This window comes from Pseudomonas sp. GM60 (assembly GCF_000282415.1).
Lineage (GTDB): Bacteria > Pseudomonadota > Gammaproteobacteria > Pseudomonadales > Pseudomonadaceae > Aquipseudomonas > Aquipseudomonas migulae.
The window spans coordinates 24,283-42,620 of sequence record NZ_AKJI01000001.1 but is presented as its reverse complement, the minus strand read 5'-3'; the positions used below and the strand labels follow the sequence as shown (position 1 = coordinate 42,620).

General features: G+C 61.6%; 12 protein-coding genes. 5 read left to right on the top strand and 7 right to left on the bottom strand.

Features of this window, described 5'->3' with window-relative positions:
• Positions 1–3 precede the first annotated feature (3 nt).
• The 3 genes from PMI32_RS29340 to PMI32_RS28395 all read left to right on the top strand — a co-directional run bounded on the left by PMI32_RS29340 (position 4) and on the right by PMI32_RS28395 (position 8,584).
• Positions 4–5,142 (top strand): beta strand repeat-containing protein, encoded by a 5,139-nt coding sequence (locus tag PMI32_RS29340; RefSeq protein ID WP_008023962.1) that lies wholly within the window; start codon positions 4–6, stop codon positions 5,140–5,142.
• An 8-nt stretch (positions 5,143–5,150) separates the two neighbouring features.
• Positions 5,151–6,671, top strand: a complete 1,521-nt coding sequence (locus PMI32_RS28390; RefSeq protein WP_008023960.1) for an argininosuccinate lyase — start codon at positions 5,151–5,153, stop codon at positions 6,669–6,671.
• A gap of 71 nt (positions 6,672–6,742) precedes the next feature.
• Complete coding sequence (locus tag PMI32_RS28395) at positions 6,743–8,584, top strand: hypothetical protein (RefSeq protein ID WP_008023958.1); 1,842 nt, start codon at positions 6,743–6,745, stop codon at positions 8,582–8,584.
• 8 nt (positions 8,585–8,592) lie between these two features.
• Here the strand turns inward: PMI32_RS28395 and PMI32_RS28400 are convergent, their stop codons facing one another.
• The gene (locus tag PMI32_RS28400; protein ID WP_008023956.1) at positions 8,593–9,834 is read right to left on the bottom strand and encodes a cation:dicarboxylate symporter family transporter; all 1,242 of its coding nucleotides are present in this window, start codon (positions 9,832–9,834) and stop codon (positions 8,593–8,595) included.
• Between the two features lie 162 nt (positions 9,835–9,996).
• On the opposite strand from PMI32_RS28400, the gene PMI32_RS28405 reads away from it, so the two are divergent.
• Together PMI32_RS28405 and PMI32_RS28410 are read left to right on the top strand one after the other, a co-directional pair.
• On the top strand, positions 9,997–10,926 hold the full coding sequence (locus PMI32_RS28405) for a LysR family transcriptional regulator (RefSeq protein WP_008023954.1): 930 nt from the start codon (positions 9,997–9,999) through the stop codon (positions 10,924–10,926).
• Positions 10,927–11,001: 75 nt separating this feature from the next.
• A complete protein-coding gene (locus PMI32_RS28410; RefSeq protein WP_008023952.1) occupies positions 11,002–11,979 on the top strand; it encodes a sugar-binding transcriptional regulator in 978 nt (325 codons plus the stop codon).
• Positions 11,980–12,033: 54 nt separating this feature from the next.
• Here PMI32_RS28410 and dhaL read toward each other — a convergent pair whose 3' ends face one another.
• Genes dhaL through PMI32_RS28440 form a run of 6 tightly spaced genes read right to left on the bottom strand, consistent with a single transcriptional unit; the run spans position 12,034 to position 18,085 of the window.
• Positions 12,034–12,681, bottom strand: a complete 648-nt coding sequence (gene dhaL, locus PMI32_RS28415) for a dihydroxyacetone kinase subunit DhaL (protein WP_008023951.1) — start codon at positions 12,679–12,681, stop codon at positions 12,034–12,036.
• Between the two features lie 3 nt (positions 12,682–12,684).
• On the bottom strand, positions 12,685–13,686 hold the full coding sequence (locus PMI32_RS28420) for a dihydroxyacetone kinase subunit DhaK (protein WP_008023949.1): 1,002 nt from the start codon (positions 13,684–13,686) through the stop codon (positions 12,685–12,687).
• 35 nt (positions 13,687–13,721) lie between these two features.
• On the bottom strand, positions 13,722–14,480 hold the full coding sequence (locus PMI32_RS28425; RefSeq protein WP_008023947.1) for an SDR family oxidoreductase: 759 nt from the start codon (positions 14,478–14,480) through the stop codon (positions 13,722–13,724).
• A 57-nt stretch (positions 14,481–14,537) separates the two neighbouring features.
• Entirely contained in the window at positions 14,538–15,560 is a 1,023-nt protein-coding gene (locus PMI32_RS28430; protein WP_008023945.1) for a substrate-binding domain-containing protein, read from the bottom strand.
• A gap of 45 nt (positions 15,561–15,605) precedes the next feature.
• Positions 15,606–16,601, bottom strand: a complete 996-nt coding sequence (locus PMI32_RS28435; RefSeq protein ID WP_008023944.1) for an ABC transporter permease — start codon at positions 16,599–16,601, stop codon at positions 15,606–15,608.
• Positions 16,598–18,085, bottom strand: a complete 1,488-nt coding sequence (locus PMI32_RS28440; protein WP_008023942.1) for a sugar ABC transporter ATP-binding protein — start codon at positions 18,083–18,085, stop codon at positions 16,598–16,600. Before PMI32_RS28440 ends, PMI32_RS28435 begins: the two co-directional genes overlap by 4 nt.
• Positions 18,086–18,338: the final 253 nt, after the last annotated feature.

Below are 18,338 nucleotides of genomic sequence, written 5' to 3'. Positions count from 1 at the left end.
GCTGTGAGCAACGTTCGATCAAAGCGCAATAGTCGCGAGACGCTTCCGCGCCTCAAACCCCTCAGCCATGCCGTGCTGTGCGCGCTTTACAGTCTGGCACCGTTGCCGGCCCTGGCGCTGGACAGTAACGCTCTGCCCACCAACGGCCAGGTCGTCGCCGGCAGCGCCAGCATCAGCAGCAACGGCAATGTGATGACCGTGAACCAGGGCAGCGACCGCATGATCGCCACCTGGAACACCTTCAATGTCGGCAGCGGTGCCCAGGTCAATTTTCAACAGCCGGGCACCTCGTCGGTGGCGCTGAACCGCGTGACCGGCAGCGATGGTTCGCAAATCCTCGGCCAATTGAACGCCAATGGTCAGGTGTTTCTGATCAACCCGTCCGGCGTGCTGTTCGGTGCCGGTTCGATGGTTAGCGTCGGCGGTCTGGTGGCCAGTTCACTGGACATTTCCAACAGCGATTTCCTCGCCGGGCGCACTGTGTTTTCCGGCAAAAGCCAGGGCGCGGTGATCAACCAGGGCGTGATCACGGCGGGTGACGGCGGCAGCGTCGCGCTGCTCGGTGCCCAGGTGCGCAACGAAGGCACGGTGGTTGCCCGGTTGGGCTCGGTGGTGCTGGGCGGCGGTGAGAAAATCACCCTGGACCTCAAGGGCGATGGCTTGATCAACCTGGAAGTCAACGACCCGGCGATCGGCGCCAGTGTCGTCAACCGGGGGCTGCTGCGGGCCAACGGCGGGTTGGTGGCCCTCAGCGCCCGGGATTCCCAGGCCATGCTCAGCAACGTGGTGAACAATGAAGGGGTGATCGAGGCCCGCAGTCTGCAGCAACGCAACGGCCGAATTGTGCTCGACGGCGGCAATAACGGCGTGGTGGTCAACAGCGGCACCCTGGACGCGTCCGGGCGTAACAGCGGCGAGCGTGGCGGCGACGTCAGTCTGACCGGTGAATACGTCGGCCTGTTCGACAGCGGCCGGATCAACGCCGATGGCGATGTGGCGGGCGGAACCGTGTTGCTGGGTGGCGACTATCAGGGCAGCGGCGGCGTCCACCAGGCGACCGCCACCTACATGGACAGCGATGCGCGCATCAGTGCCGATGCGCTGAGTAACGGCAATGGCGGCAAAGTCATTCTCTGGTCCCTGGACAGCACACAATTCCATGGCGGCATCAGCGTCAAAGGCGCCGGCAACCAGGGCCGTGGCGGGTTGGTGGAAACCTCCGGCCATGCCCTGGAAGTCACCGGAATTGTCGACCTCAGTGCGGTGTCGGGTCAGGGCGGCACCTGGCTGATTGACCCGTTCAACATCAACATCACGGCGGGTGCCAGTTCGGGGGCCACCAGCACCAGCCCGTTCACATCAAGCGGCGCTGCCAGCTCCAACCTCAGCTCAGCGACCCTCAACGCGTCGTTGTCCGAAGGCGCGAACATTCTGGTCTGCACCTCCTCGGTGGGCGGTACCTCCGGCGACATCAACGTGCTGGACAACGTCCGCGGGGTCGGCAACGCCACACTGACGTTGCAGGCCCATCGCAACATCGTGATGACCAACACCAGTATCAGCAACGGCACCGGCAAGACGCTCAACGTGTCGCTGTACTCGAACTACAACAACACCGGCAACGGCTCGGTGGCGTTGACCAACGCCACCATCAGCACCAACGGCGGCAACCTCACCGTCAGCGGCGCGGTGCAGCCGAACCAGTCCTGGGCCAGCACCAACGTCAGCAATGGGAGCGGTATTTCCCTGAGCAACGGCACCCGCATCACCACCAGCGGTGGCAACGTCGTCCTGCGCGGCGCCACATCCTCGACTCTGGCGGCAGGGTCTACCGCAACGGCGGTGAGCATTCGCGGCAGCAGCATCGATGCCGGTGGCGGCAACATCAGCATCACGGCGTTGCAGGCGAGCACCAGCGGGACCGGTGACGCTTTCGTCCTGACCGGCGGCAGCAGCCTGCTCACCACCGGTATTGGTTCGATCACGGTCGACGGGACCAATTTGGGCAGCGGCAATGCGACCCGAATCTTCAGCGGCAACAACAGCATCGCCACCACCGGGTCCGGTGATGTGACGCTGCGCGGCAATGCTTCCTCAGGCTATGGCGTGCTGGTCTGCGCGACGGCGGCGTCCTCTTCACAGAGCCTGAGCGTCGGCACGGGGACGCTGACCGTGCAGGGCAACGGCAATGTTTTCGCCGGAACGGGCAGGGGTGTGTACCTGGCCGCGTCGGGCGATGGCCAGGTCAATCTGACTTCCGCGCAGGGCGGTGACATCGTTCTGAACGGCAGCAGCACCGCCAGCTACGGCACGATTCTCAACTCGACGGGAGCGACGTCGTCGATCAACCTCACCACCGATGGCGATATCACCCTCTCCGGCCTGGCGGCAGGTGGCACGACGCCGGCCCTGGCGCTGGTGACGTCGGGCAACGGTACGGCGACCACACCCGGTGCGGGCATCAACATTGTCAGCAGCAGTGGAGACGTGCGGCTCAAGGCCAATCAAAACACCGTCAACACCGCAGGCGGCGCGTTCCGGGGCCTGTCGCTGGACGCCGGCGGTGCTTACTCGACGATCCGCATTGCGACCCAGAGTGGCGATCTGGCCCTGGACGGCAGCAGCGTGTCGGGGCGCGGTGTCGAGATCGCGCCCTCGGGCACCGACGCCTCCATCAGCCTGGCGACCACTAGCGGCGACATCAACATCAACGGCAACAGCACGGGCTCTCTGGCGGGCTACGGGATTTTCTTCAACGCCACCGGCAGCGCCCAAGGCGTCAACGTCAGCAGCGGCGCGGGCAATATCACCTTACGCGGTAATTCATTGGGCGCCTCGGATGCGGTCGTTCTGGGCGGCAGTGCCGGCAATCAGCTGACGACTCAGGGCGGCAACCTCACGATCAGTGGCGTGGTTCAGCCGAGTCCGTCCTCAACCAGCACCAATCTCAGCAATGGCAGCGGTATTTCCCTGGGCAGCGGTACGCTCATTGCCACCCATGGCGGTGACGTCAGCTTGACGGGTGCCACGTCCTCGACCCTGGCGCCAGGGTCCACCGCAACGGGTGTGAACATCCGTGGCAGCAGCATCGATGCCGGCGGCGGCAACATCAACATCACGGCACTGCAAGCGAGCATCGGCGGGATTGGTGATGCATTCGTCCTCACCGGTGGCAGCCGCCTGCTCACCACCGGCATCGGTTCGATCACGGTCGACAGCACCAACCTGGGCAGCGGTAATGCGACCCGAATCTTCGGCACCAACAACAGCATCGCTGCCAGCGGTTCCGGTGATGTGACCCTGCGCGGCAATGCCGTCTCAGGCTATGGCGTGCTGGTGTGTTCGACGGCGGCCTCATCCGCACAGAGCCTGAGTGTCGGCACCGGCACGCTGACCATGCAGGGCAATGGCAATGGGTTCGGCGGAACGGGCAGGGGCGTGTACCTGGCTGCATCGGGCGACGGCGCGATCAACCTGAGTTCCGCACAGGGCGGAGACATCGTTCTGGACGGCAGCAGCACGGGCAGTTACGGCACCATTCTCAACTCGACCGGCGCGACGTCGTCGATCAACCTCGCTACCGACGGCAACATCACCCTGACCGGCACCACGATGGACGGCACCACACCGGCCCTGGCGCTGATCGCCTCGGGCGACGGCACGGCGTCAACGTCCGGTGCGAGCATCAACGTCGACAGCAGTCGCGGTGATGTCCTGCTCAAGGCCAATCACAAAACGGTGAGCACGTCGAGCGGCTCGTTCAAGGCCTTGTCGCTGGATGCCGGCGGTGATTACTCGGCGATCCGCATCTCGACCAACAGTGGCGACCTGACCCTGGACGGCACCAGCGTGTCCGGGCGCGGCGTCGACATCGCGCCGTCGGGTGCCAATGCCTCCATCGACCTGTCGACCACCAGCGGTGACATCAACATCAGCGGCAACAGCACGACGCCCTTCGGTGGCTACGGGATTTTCTTCAACTCCACCGGCAACTCCCAAGGCGTCAACGTCAGCAGCGGTTCCGGCAACATCACCTTGCGCGGCGATTCGGTGGGCACCTCGGATGCCATCGCCCTGGGCGGCAGCACGGGCAACGGCGTTTCCAGCAACCGGATTACCTCCCAGGGCGGCGACATCTCCCTGATCGGCAACTTCCATTCGCCCAACAGTGGCGAACTCGATCACGGCATCGCCATCCTCGCCGTCAACAACATCCTGCAAACCCGTGCTGACGGCAACCTGACCCTGATCGGTAATGCCAGCGATTTTGGCAGCGGGGTTGAGGTCTATGGCAATGGCAAGGCGCAACTCAGTGTCGAAAATGGTGCTTTGAGCATCCACGGCAGCAGCGGCGCGGGCGATGGCATCGGCTTGTTGACCGGGCAGAACCTGATCCAGGCGACGGGCAGCGGTTCAGTCTCACTCGTGGGGCAATCCCAGGGCGGTGTCGGCATCAATATCTACCCGTCAGGCAGTAGCAGTTCGCTGACGCTGTCGACCGTCAGTGGCGATCTGTCCCTGACCGGCACCAGCGCGGCCACGTCCACCGGGGCGGGCCTGAGCATTCGCAGCGGCGCCTCGGGGCCGGCCAACGGCGTGAAGATTCTTTCCAGCACGGGCGACATTCGGCTGTCAGGCACCGCGCAAGGCAGCGGCGACGGGATTGCCTTCAGTGCATCCAGCGCCAACGGCTACAACAGCGTGGTCACGGGCGGCGACGGCAACCTCAGCCTGATCGGCAGAAGTGCCGGCGGTGCAGCCTTGAGCTTCGACGACGGCAATAACAGCCTGCAGGTCGCCGATGGGCTGCTGATGGTGGATGTCGACACACCGACCGGCCGCTACATCACCCACACCGACGACAGCACCAGCCTGTCGGCCAACGGCAGCGGTGCCGTGGTGATTTCCCGTGGCGGGCTGATCAACAGCAGCCTGCTCGACGCCGCCACCGCACCAACCACCCAGTACCTGCAAATGCAGATGGCTCGCAGCGTCTGGAGCCAGCCGCTGACCCCCGATTACCACCTCACAGCCATGGGCAGCGTTGCCGATCAGGTGAACATCGAGGTTGCGCAATGGCGCGACCTCGCTGCCGCCGACACGACGGGGCCCCGTCCTTCCAGCAAAACCGAGCGAGAGTAACCAACCCAATGAACTATTCCCAAACCCCGCTGCGTCTGGCGATCCGCATCGCCCTGTTACCGCTGGCGCTGAGCATTTCCCTGGGCAACGCCCAGGCGGCCGAGAAGAAAGAAGTCCACGACTACTTCTACTACCTGGGCGAAATGAACAAGGCGTCCACGGTGATGGTCATCGAAAACAACATCGTGCCCAAGGACCTGGGCAAGAAGATCGTTTCGGCGGTCGAACAGGTGATCAAGGACGGCGACAAGCCGGGAGCAGAGCGTCCGGCAGACTATCTGGACTACGAGCCGCTGATTCTCAAACTGGCCGGTCCCGATGGTTCGCGCATGCATTCGGGCCGTAGCCGCCAGGACATCCTGTCCACCACGCGCCGGTTGATGCAGCGTGAGCGTGCGCTGAACCTGCTGGCGTCGATGAACCAGTCGCGCGCCGCGTTCCTCGATCTGGCACAGAACCACATCGACACCATCGTCCCGGCCTACACCAACGGTGTGCAGGCGCAACCCACCACGTACGCCCACTATCTGCTGGGCTTCACCTCGGTGTTCGACCGCGACACCACGCGGCTGCAACAGGCCTATGCGCGCCTTAACCTGAGCCCGCTGGGCAGCGCGGCGCTGGGCACCTCAAGTTTCCCGGTGGACCGTAAACGCTTGTCGGATTTGCTGGGTTTCGATGCGCCGGTTGAAAACTCTTACGATGCAACGCAACTGGCCGCCCTCGACACCGGCATGGAACTGACCGGTGTGTGCAGCAGCGCCGCACAGACCATCGGCCTGATGGTGCAGGACATGCACATCCAGTATCACCAGCCGTATCCGTGGATCCTGATCCAGGAAGGCCACTTGACCGGCACCAGCAGCATCATGCCGCAGAAGCGCAATCCCTATGTGCTCAACCGCCTGCGCCTGCAAGCCAGCGACATTGTGGGCGGAGCGGTGACGTTCGAGTTTGAAGGCCATAACGTGTCGCCGGGCATGCCGGACTACAAGCGCGACCAGGTGGAGAAAACCCTGGACCAAACCACCCAGGCCTTCGACCTGCTGACCGACATGCTGGGCAACCTGATCATCGACAAGAACCGCGCGTTGCAGGAAGTCGACGCGGACTACTCGACCACTACCGAGCTGGCCGATACGCTGCAACGGGAATCGGATGTACCGTTTCGCGTAGGTCACCACTTCGCTTCGGACCTTGTCAGTTACGGGCGGCAGAACAAGATCAAACCTGCGGACATTCCGTTCGATCAGGTTCGCGTCATCTATCGCAAGGCGCTGCAAGCGTTTAACCTGCAAGGCGGGCAGTTCCCGCTGACCGAAGCCCGCTTCCGTGAAACCCTGACCGCACAAAACATGGTCAGTGCCAGCAAGGGGTTGGGTGGGCCACAGCGTGCCGAGGTCGAGCGGATGCTGGGCGCGGAAAAACTGCGTCTCAAGGCTGATCAGGAGTGGCTGAACCAACAGCGTCAGAAACTGGCGCAGGCTCGGATTCAACTGGACAGCACCTTTTACGCGTTGGGTCATTGAGTGATCGTGGGCCTGACCGTTATCGGTCGGGCCCGTGATTGTCGTAGTCCATTCTCAATCTGGCGTTTGCGATGAGCGATCAAGTGTTTTCCCTGGAGCAGTTCGAGTACCGTTGCTACACCCATGACCATGAGGCGGCGGCCCGCGATCTGGTCCGGCTGCTGCAATTGATCGACCGCAACTACGGCAAATTGTCCGAACAGTTCTCGCTGTCCGTATCACCGGCCATTACCTCGGGCGAGCTGGAAACCCACGTGTTGACGCGCATCACCAGTGCCATCACCGCGCTGTTTTCCGACCCTGGCTTTCGCATCAGCCCGGACGGTTTCGGCCAACTGATCAACCTGCAGCGCTGGTTGTCGTCGCTGTTCGCGGCCAGCGCTTTCGTCAATTGCGACCACATCCTGCGTTCGTTGAACCTGCTGGGGCATCACGCCGGCGACTATCGGCTCGCGGAAAAGGACCTGGTGAAGTTCTGCATCCTCTATTCTCCGGAATCCGAACTGCCGCTGGATGTCGAGTTGCTGTGGGCGCGCAACCCCACGCTGGCCGCTGCGCTGTTCATGGCGTTGCTGTCGCCGCGATTCCTCGGTACACCCGCCGCGCATTCCAAGCGTGAGGCGTTGCTGGCCTGGCTACCCGATCGCCTCGATCAGCTCGACAGCCTCGACGCGCTGCCCATCAGCGTGCTGCATGACGTGTACATGCACTGCAGTTATGCCGACCTGTCGGAACGGCACCGGATCAAGGCATCGATCAATCGCCTGATCGAGCGAAAGCTGGACAGCGTCGGCATCCATCACCTGCCGCAGAAGCGGGGCGCCGTCGACAGTGGGTCGAACAAGCCGCTGATGCTGGTGCTCGTGGAATGGTTTTCTGGCGGGCACTCGATCTATCGCACCCACTCGCGCACGCTGGAGGCGGCGCGACGGGACTTTCACGTGGTGGGGATAGGCTACGGAGCCAATGTCGATGACCTGGGTCGCCAGGTGTTCGACGAGTTTGTCGAGTTCGCCGAACCGGATGATCTGTTCGCCTGCCTGCGTCAGTTACGCGAGCTGGCTGAAGCGCGGCAGGCTCAAGTGTTCTACTTGCCCAGCGTCGGCATGTTCCAGATCACGCTGTTCGCCAGCAATCTGCGGATTGCCCCGCTGCAAGTCGCGGCGTTGGGGCATCCGGCGACTACCGCCTCGCGCCATATCGATTGCATCAGTGTCGAGGATGATTTCGTCGGTGATCCTGGCTGTTTCACCGAGCGGCTGCTGCGCTTGCCCGCCGACGGGCAGCCTTACCGTCCCTCGGCCCTCGCGGTGAACCTGCCGCGGGTGGCGCGCGAAGACGGTCCGCTGGTTCATATCGCCGTGGCGGCGACCACCATGAAGCTCAATCCGGGTTTTCTGGCCACCTGTCAGGCGATTGCCGCGCACACCCTGAATGAGTCCGGAAAACGGGTGCACTTTCACTTTCTCGTCGGCCAGGCCCAAGGACTGCTATACCCACAATTGTTGCGCCTGATCGAACGCTACGTGCGCGATGCCACGGTGTATCCGCACCAGCCGTATCAGGACTACATGGCGATTCTCAACCGCTGCGACCTGTTCCTCAGCCCGTTTCCGTTCGGTAACACCAACGGCATCATCGACGCGCTGACGGTCGGGCTACCGGGGGTGTGCAAAACCGGTCCGCAGGTGTTCGAGCACATCGACGAGGGGTTGTTTCGGCGGGTCGGGCTGCCGGAATGGACCATCGCGCAGACGCGGGAGGACTATGTTCAGGCGGCTGTACGTCTGGCCGCCAATTATGGAGAACGTGCCGCGTTGTACCGGCATCTGGCAACCGACGAACCGTTGCGCACGTTGTTTTCCGGGCATCCCCATGCATTGAGCGAGGCGCTGCTGAACGAACTGCACTGATGATTCTTTCAGCGGCCTAGTTCGTGCTGCAAGCGCTCCCGGTCGATGGCTTTTTCCCAGTGAGCAATGGCCAGGCACGCCACGGCATTGCCAATCAGATTGGTCAGCGAGCGGCATTTCATCAGCCGCTCGATGCTCAGCAGCAGGGCGAGGCCTTCCAAGGGCACGATCTGCAGCGCGCTGAGGGTCACCGCCAGGGTGATGAATGACGAACCGGCCACGGCACTGGCGCCTTTGGATGTCAGCATGGCGATCATCAGGAAGGTGATGAGCTGCCCGGTGTTCATGTCCACCTGTGCGGTTTGCGCGATGAACAGTGCACACACCGCGAGGTAGATGTTCGTGCCGTTGAGGTTGAGAGAATTGCCGGCCGGCAGGACCAGGCGCACGACGCTTTGCGCGCAGCCCAGACGCTCCATCTTGACGATCAGCGAGGGCAACGCGGCGATCGATGACGTGGTGAGCAACACCACCAACAGCTCTTCCTTGATGTAGCGCAGCAGACTCGACAAGCGCACCCCGGCGATCCGGGTCACGGCGCTGAACACGATCACAATGAACAGCAGGCTGGTCAGGTATAGGGTCAGCACCAGTTTTGCCAGTGGCAGTATCGATGACAGACCGTATCGGCCGATGGTGTAGGCGAGGGTGGCGAAGGCGGCCAGCGGGGCCAGTTTCAGTATCATCGCCATGATGTTGAGCATCAGTTGCGCCAGGGTCTCGATGGACTGACGCAGCGGCGCGCCATACTGGCCGCTGCGGGCCAGTGCCACGCCGAACAGAATGGCCAGAAACAGCACCTGCAAAGTGTTGCCGCCTTGCATGAAGGCATCGACGAAAGAGTTGGGAATGATGCCGAGCACAAAACGGCTGACATCGAACGATTCATGGAGATTGCCGGGTACGGGCTGCGTTGTTGCGTGGTCAATCAGCACCAGACCGGCACCCGGTCGCAGGAATAGCGCGGCGGCGATACCGGCCACCAGGGAGAGCAGGGCGAGAATTTCGAAATAGACCACGGCCTTGCCGCCGATACGCGCAGACTGGCGATGATCATGCAGGCTGGCGATCCCCGACACTACCAGCACAAACACCACCAGCGAGATGTTCATGCTGATGAGTTTGACGAAGCCGTCGCCGATCGGCTTGAGGGTCACTGCCAGATGCGGTTGCCCATACCCCAGCGCCAGGCCGCACAGCATGGCGACCAGCATTTGTATGACACTGCTGTTGAAAAAACGGCCACGCATGTGGGGTTACGGCTCCTCGCACACTGGTCGCCGTTGACCGGTGCCAGATTTTTTTATGGCGTGCAGTGTAACGAGTTACAACCGTCATGGGCGTCGCTTTGTCGCCTGGTGTCGGCCCCCCTTATACTGCGCACCTCGACCCACCTCTCTGTTCAGGGCCCTATGGAACTTCGACACCTGCGTTACTTCCTGATGGTCGCCGAGGAGCAGCACTTCACTCGCGCCGCCGCTCGCTTGAACATGCAGCAGCCGCCGCTGAGCCAACAGATTCGAGCGCTGGAAAGCGAGTTAGGATTCGATCTGTTTCGGCGCCACCCCAAAGGCGTTGACCTGACCCCCGGCGGGGTGATCTTCCTTCAGGAGGCGCGGGACATTCTCAACCGTGTCGAAGACGCCGCACGGCGTTCGGCCAAGGCGGCGCAGGGCTACGAGGGGACGCTGTCGATCGGCTTCACCAGTTCGGCCGCCGCGCACCCCTTGATCCCCCGCATCATCCGCGCCTATCGCGAGACATATCCGGGTGTAAGCCTGTTGCTCAACGAGGGCAGTGCCCGGGAGCTGACCGACGATGTGACTCAGCGAAAGCTCGACATCGGCATTCTTCGCGCGCCTGTGAGCCAGCCCCACGAAATGACCTTCTATCAGTTGTTCGAGGAAGACATGCTGTTGGTGCTTCCAGTCGGGCATCCGTTGTTGGGACGCACGCGTAAAAAGAAGGCTGAGGCTGAGGAGCCGATGCCTGTGATCTCGATCAAGCATTTGGCCGACGAGCCGTTCATTCTGGTTAGACGCAGTGGCGCCACGGGGATGTATTCGAAGCTGATCGATGCCTGTGAAAACGCCGGCTTCACGCCCAAGATTGCTTTCGAAGTCGAGCGCATGTTGACCAACATCAGCCTGGTGGCCGCCGGGGCGGGGGTTTCCGTGGTGCCCGCGTCGATGAACGGCTTTCATCGTGAGTCGGTGGTCTATTGCCGTATCAACGCCCGACCACGACTGGTCGCACCGATCACCCTGATCTGCCGGCGTGAAGAGCAGGGGCCGGTCCTGGGTAACTTTATCAATCTGGCAAAACGTATCGCGCAGGGCTGAATTCGCGATTCGCCGCTGGACTTAGCCTGTACTGAGTAGGGAGAATGGTTTTTTGTTGCGTAAATGGAAGCTCACATGACTGACAGTACACAGCGTGCAGCCAGCGACATCGATCTGATGACTGAAGTGGCCATGCTTTATTACCTCGACAACATCACTCAGGAGGCAATCGCCAAGCGTTTTGACCTGTCCCGGGTAAAGGTGAGCCGGCTGCTCAAGCGTGCGCGTGATGAAGGCGTGGTCGAGGTGCGTGTACTGCAGCATCCTGCGATGAACATTGAGTTGGAGCAGGCGTTGGTCGAGCGCTTCCAGCTCGATCGCGCGCTGATCGCCGTCGATCATGGTGACCCCGACACCCAGCGCTCGGCGGTTGCCAGCCTGGTGGCCAACTACCTGAACAAGACGCTGAGCGATGGCATGATCGTCGCTGTCGGCATGGGCCGCAATGTGGGGGCCGTGGCTGAAAACGTGTTCTTGCCGGTCACGCGCAACTGCACCTTTGTCTGCGCCATTGGCGGTTCGCTGAAGGCTGGCGAATACATGAATCCCGATCATATTTGCCGTCGCCTGGCCTTGCGCTTCGGGGCGGAAAGCGAAACGCTTTATGCACCAGCCCTGGTGGCAAACCCGGAGTTGCGCAGCATTCTGATCAACAACGACACCGTACGTTCGACCCTGGATCGTGCCCGCCGCGCCGATATTGCGTTGATCGGTATCGGCGACATGAGCGAGAACAGCAACATGGTGCGCATGGGGTGGTTCTCGCCCCAGGAAATTGCCCAGGCGCGTCTGTCCGGTACCGTCGGCGATATGATGGGGTATGACTTTATCGACATTCACGGCCGACCGGCTGTTAACGCCATGCAAGGGCGGGTGATCGGTTTGACGGTGCAGGAGTTGGTGCGCATTCCCGATGTGGTGGCGATTGCTAGCGAGAACACCAAGGCGGCGGCGACCTTGGGTGCATTGCGTTCGGGGGTGATCAATACGCTGGCGACGACGGTGTCGAATGCCTACACGATACTCGCGCTGGACGATGCTACTCGCAAGTAGAGGTCGTTGGCTCCATCCGGTCGTTGCCTTACGTGCCGGATGGAGGGCGCACAATTAACCCTGCAGTTGTGCTTCGACCGACTCGGCGAGATTGGTGAGGATCAGGCAGCAAGACACCGCGCCGGCATCCAGTACCCCCAGGGAACGCTCCCCCAGACGGCTGGCGCGACCGATTTTCGCGACCAGGTCCCGGGTGGAATCCCGCCCCTGGGACGCAGCGCTTTTCATCTGGCTCAAGGCTTCGCTGAAGCAGGCGCCACCGGCCTCTGCTTGCTCAAAGGCTTCCACTGCCGGAATCAGCGTATCCATTAAGCACTTGTCGCCAACGCCCGCATCGGTGATGTCTTGCAGCGACGTGAGGCCACCACGCAACAGTCTGGCGAAACTCGCCGCATCGATTGCCTCGCAACCGCGCACTTCCTCGGCCATGCCGATGAACAGGCTGCCATAGAGCGGGCCCATTGAGCCACCAATGCCTTCCATGAGCGCCAGGGTCAACTCATCAAGCGCTTCGGCCAGGGACAACTGGCGACCTTCAAGGCTTTTGCCGCAACGGGAGAACCCCTTGGCCATGTTGATGCCGTGGTCGCCGTCGCCGATGGCGCCGTCCACTTCGCTGAGGTATTCGCGGTTGGCGACAATGATCGAGACCAGGTTGGTCACGATGGCGCTGCCGGTGCTACTCGAGAAATGCTGGCTCATGGTTCACTCCGACTGGGACATGCCGATGGAGCGGCAAGGTTGATCGATCAAGGTTGTCAGTTCAGCGTCGAGCCCGAGCAGGGTCAGGGTCACCCCCATCATCTCCAGCGACGTGAAGTAGTTGCCGACGTAGCAACGGTGAACGCGCAAGCCTTTGGCCGTGAGCTGACGTTCCACTTCGGCGTAGAAAATGTACAACTCCATCACCGGTGTGGCGCCAAGGCCGGACACCAGCACCACGACGCTTTGATCTTGACTGAAATCGCGGTCGGCGAGAATCGGCGCGATCATGCGTTCCGCCATGATCGCTGCGGATCCGATCGGGATGACTTCGATCCCCGGCTCGCCATGGTGACCGATACCCAGTTCCATCATGCCATCGGCGATCTGAAAGTTCGGCTTGCCAACCGCCGGAATGATGCACGAAGTGAGGCCTACACCGATGGAGCGGCACTGGTCGACGGCCTTCTGCGCAACGCGAATCACGCCGTCCAGGTCGTAGCCTTGGGCGGCTGCCGCGCCGCCGACTTTCCACATGAAGATCTCACCCGCGACGCCACGGCGCTTGGCAATGTCTTGTGGGGGAGCGGAGGCCACATCGTCGTTGGCCACGACGGTGCGAATGTTCATCTCTTTGCTGGCGGCCATCTTCATCGCCAGCTTGACGTTCATGTTGTCGCCCGCGTAGTTGCCGTAAAGGCAGGCGACGCCTGCACCCTGATCGGCCGCGCGGAACGCGTCGAAGAAGCTCTTGGCGGTCGGTGAGGAGAAAATTTCGCCAACGGCCACCGCGTCCACCAGACCAGGGCCGACGTAACCGAGAAACGCCGGCTCATGGCCGGAGCCGCCACCGGTGACGATGCCCACCTGGCCTGCCGGTGAGGTTTTGCTCTTGCGAATGACCCGCGGGTTGGCTTCGTATTGGGTCAGTTCCGGGTGCGCCACGAGGATGCCTTTGAGCATGTCCTCAACCACCTGGTCCGGATCGTTTATGACTCGATTCATGAAGTGTTTCCTTGTTCTTGTAATGTGGAACCTGATTACTGAATGCTGTAGCCGCCGTCGATGACCACGTTTTCGCCGGTGATCATCTTGGCCGCGTCGCTGAGCAGGTAAAGCACCAGCCCGGCGATTTCCTCGGGTTGGGCGAAGCGTCCGATCGGGATCTGCAATTTGGCCCGTTCGCCCAGTTCGCCGGCCCAGGCTTTCTTGCCCAGAGCGGTTTCAACGATGGTCGGCGAGACGGCGTTGACGTTGATGCCGTGTGGCGCCCACTCCATGGCCAGGACCTTTGTCATGCCGACCACGGCGGCCTTGCTCGCGCAATAGGCCACGTGCCGGTCCAGACCGATCACGGCGGCCTGGGAGGCGAGGTTGACGATGCGACCGTTGCCTTGCTGGATCATGTGTCGGGCGCAGGCCTGGGCCACGAAAAAACTGGCCTTGAGGTTAATGTCCAACGTGGTGTCCCACGCGCTTTCGCTGACGTCCAGCGCTTTGTCCAGCAAGGCGACGCCAGCGCTGTTGACCAGGAAATCAAGACGACCGAGCTGTTCGGCGGCCTGGTCGACCGCAGCGTTTACCTGATCGAGTTGACGCAGGTCGACGGCCAGGCCCACGTGCCCGGCGCCGAGGCTGGCGGCCACTTCGACCACTGCCGGATCGCGATCCAGCAGGGCGACTCTGGCGCCGCGCTCCACCAGCAGGCTGGCGCAGGCCAGACCGATACCGGCGGCACCGCCGGTGATCACGGCGCAGCGGCCGTTGAGGTCGAACGCCTGGTTCCAGAAATTGGACATTGCATACACTCCATGCGGGCCGTATTCGGCCCGGGTTCTCAGGTTGGGCAAAAACGCTTACTTGGTTCCGGTAACCTGCGTGTACAACGCGTCGGCATTGTTATTGGTGACCGGCACCCACGGCACGATGTACTCCTTAGCCGTGCCTTCGCCCCATTTTACGTCTTTGCCATAGCGTTCCCAGATTTTCGACTGTGGTTTGTAGTCTTTGCCTGCCAGGGTGCGCAGCGTAATGTCGAGAGCGCCCTGGGATTGCGCTTGGGCATCTTGCAGGAAGGTAGTGATTTCGCCTTTTTTGGCGGCCTGAATGGCGTCAGGCATGCCGTCGATGGCGGTTATCGTTACCTCTTCTGGCGACAGGCCGCGAGATTTCACAGCTTGCAAGGCACCGAGGGCCATGTCGTCGTTCTGCGCAATAATGCCGTTGATGCCACCGTTAGGGTGAGCGTTCAGCCAGTCTTCGGTGAGCGTCAGGGCTTCGGCGCGAGACCAGTTGGCGGTTTTCATTTCGATGATTTTGATCTGCGGGTTCTTCAGCAGGACTTCCATCTCGCCTTTCTGCCGATCAATCTGCGCCGACTGGCCGATCGGGCCCTGGATAATTGCCACGTTGCCTTTGCCCTTGAGCTTGTCAACCATGGCCTGGGCCTGGAGGCGACCACCTTCGACGTCATCGTTACCGATGAAAGGGATGTTGGCGCCAGCGACTCTGGTGTTGGAGGCGATCACCGGGACGCCACTGAGCTGAGCCTGGGTCACGGTAGCGACACCGGCCTTGGTGTCGATCGGCACGAAAATGATCGCGTCGTAATGCTGGGTGACCATGGTTTCGATCTGGTTGTTCTGGGTCATGGCGTCATAGTTGCCGTCGAACACGGTCAGTTGTACGGTGCCGTCCTTGACCGCCGGGTGCTCCTTGATTTCGCGTACCCAGTTCTGCATGTACTGGCCCTTGAGGCCGTACACCGCAGCGCCGATCTTGTAGGTCTTGCCTTCGGCGAAGGCGATGCTGCTGGAGAGCAGGGATACAGTCGCTACGGCAGCGAGAGTCTGACCGATCTTCTTGGTGGACATTTTCATGGGGAACTCCTTTATTGTTTTAGTCATAAGGTTCAGTGAAAAGGCTTAGCGTTTTTTCTTGCGCCAGACATCGATGAGCACCGCGAGCACGATGATCAAACCCTTGGCGACTTGTTGGTAATACGAAGACACTCCGAGCAGGTTCAAACCGTTATTGATCACGCCGATCAGCAGTGCGCCGAACAGGGTGCCGACGATGCTGCCGGTACCGCCGGAGAGGCTGGTGCCACCGATCACCACGGCGGCGATGGCGTCCAGTTCATAAGAGCCACCAGCCTGGGGCAGGGCCGAGGTGGTGCGGGCCGCGAGTACCACACCGGCGAGACCCGCCAGCAGGCCCGAGATCACGTAGACCGAGAACGTCACTTTGCGTACGCCGATACCGGAGGTGCGGGCACTTTTTTCGTTGCCGCCCACGGCATATATGTAGCGTCCATAAGTGGTGTAGCGCAGGACCATCCAGAAAATCAGGGCGACCACTGCAAAGATAATGATGGGGATGCCGATCGGGCCCAACTTGCCGATGCCCAGGGCGAGGTAGCTTTCCGGCAGGTCGGTGACCGGGCTGCCGTCGTTGAGAATGAAGGTCATGCCCCGGGCCACGCTGAGCATGCCGAGGGTGGCGACAAAGGGTGGGATCGCCAGGTTGGCGACCATGAAGCCGTTGACCACGCCGAGCATTGCGCCGGCGAACATCCCGGCACTGACCGCTGCCAGCAGGCCATAGCCTTGAGTGGCCACCAGCGCGCTGCATAACCCGGCAAAGGCCAGGATCGAGCCTACCGACAGGTCGATGCCCTTGGTCAGAATCACATAGGTCATGCCGACGGCAAGAATGCCGTTGATCGAGGTCTGGCGCAGGATGTCCATCCAGTTGCGCCAGGTCATGAAGTATTCGCTGGCGAAAGCCATCACCAGACACAGCAGAATGAATACCAGCGGCAGGCCAAAGCGGTCCAGGGCTGTGCGCAGGCGGGCGCGTGGGCTGGTGGTTGAGGAGGCAGCGGAGGGGGCAGGTGTGGCAAGAATTTTGGTGTTCATGAGGCGAGACTCAACAAGGCTTCCTGGGAAAGGGCGGTATCGGTGCTGACGGTGACCAGTCGGCCGCCTTTGAATACCGCGATACGATCACTTAGATGGAGCAGTTCCGGAGCTTCGGACGAGACCACGATGGCCGCGCCGCCGGCGCGTACGAATTCGTCCAGCAGGTGATAAATTTCCTGCTTGGCGCCTTCATCGATGCCGCGGGTCGGCTCGTCACAGAGCAGGCAGATCGGCTGAGTCGACAGGCACTTGGCAAGCACGACCTTCTGCTGGTTGCCGCCACTCATGGACTCCACTGGCAGGTCGAGGGAAGAGATCTTGATTTGCAGGCGCTTGACCATGCTCTGGGCCAGTTCGTTTTCCTTGCGCGCATTGATCACTGACCAGCTCGACAATTGCTTGTAAGCGGAGAGGGCGATGTTGGCCATGATGCTGCCGCTGAGCACCAGGCCGCTTTCTTTGCGGTCCTCGGTCACCAGTGACATGCCGGCGCGAATAGTGGCTGCGGGCACTCCTATCGGCAGAGGCAGGCCTTGGAGCGTGGCGCTTCCGGAGTCGGGTTCGGTGAGGCCATAAAGGCAGTTGAGGAATTCGCTGCGACCCGAGCCCATCAGGCCGTAGATGCCGAGAATTTCTCCTTGGCGCAGTTGCAGGCTGATGTCCTGGAACTCGCCGTCGCGACTCAGGCCGGTGACGTCCAGGCAGTTTTGCGCGGCGCATTCGCGCCCCACCTTATGGTCGATGCGCTGCAGTTCCTGACCGACGATGCCACGTACCAGATGCGCGCGGTCGATATCGGCCATGCGTCCGCTTTCGACGAAGGCGCCGTCGCGAAAGATGCTGTAGTCGTCGGCGATTTGCGCCAATTCACTGAGGCGATGGGACACATAGATGATCCCTGCGCCGCGGGCAGTCAGGCGGCGGATGGCTTTGAACAGCGTTTCCGCTTCGCGCTCGCCAATGGCCGAGGTCGGCTCATCCATGATCATCACCTGGCAGTCATGGCTGAACGCCTTGGCGATTTCTACTAGCTGAATCTGCGCGACGCTCAGGCGGTGCATCGGGCTGGTGGCGTCCACGTCGAACTCCAGGCTTTGCAGCAGTTCGCGAGTGCGCCGGTTCAGCTCCTTGCTGTCGACGATGCAGCCGGCGCGCCGTGGTTCGCGACCCAGCCAGATGTTCTCGGCGACCGTCATGTAGGGGATGGGCTCCAGCTCCTGGGTGATCATGGCCACTCCTGCGGCCAGTGCGTCACTGGGGCGGTCGAACTGCACCGGTTTGCCGTTAAGCAAAATGCTGCCCGCGTCGCGCTGGGTGATGCCCATGAGGATGCTGAGAAATGTCGATTTGCCTGCACCGTTGCCGCCGCACAGGGCGTGCACGCTGCCGGCACGGAGGGAGAGGCGCCCGTCACGCAGGGCGGGGACCCCTGCATAGGCTTTCGCGACATGTTCAGCCTGGAGCAGTAATGGCGTAGCCATCGGTGTGTCCTCTTGCTGATTTTCTTGTTAGGTCTAGCTGATCATCTGATCGGCCAGTGATCATATGTTTAAATCAGATTGCTGCATCCTGTCAACGATATGCGTCGGTCTTTTACTTTATTTTAGACTTTTAGTGGTTTTTTTCCCGTTTTGAGCCAAAATAATTCTTGACAAAGGCGTGTTTGTGGCTGGGTAATGGTTGTGCATAAGTTCATTGCGTGATCATTTGATCGCTGTCGGCACTTCTGTGTAT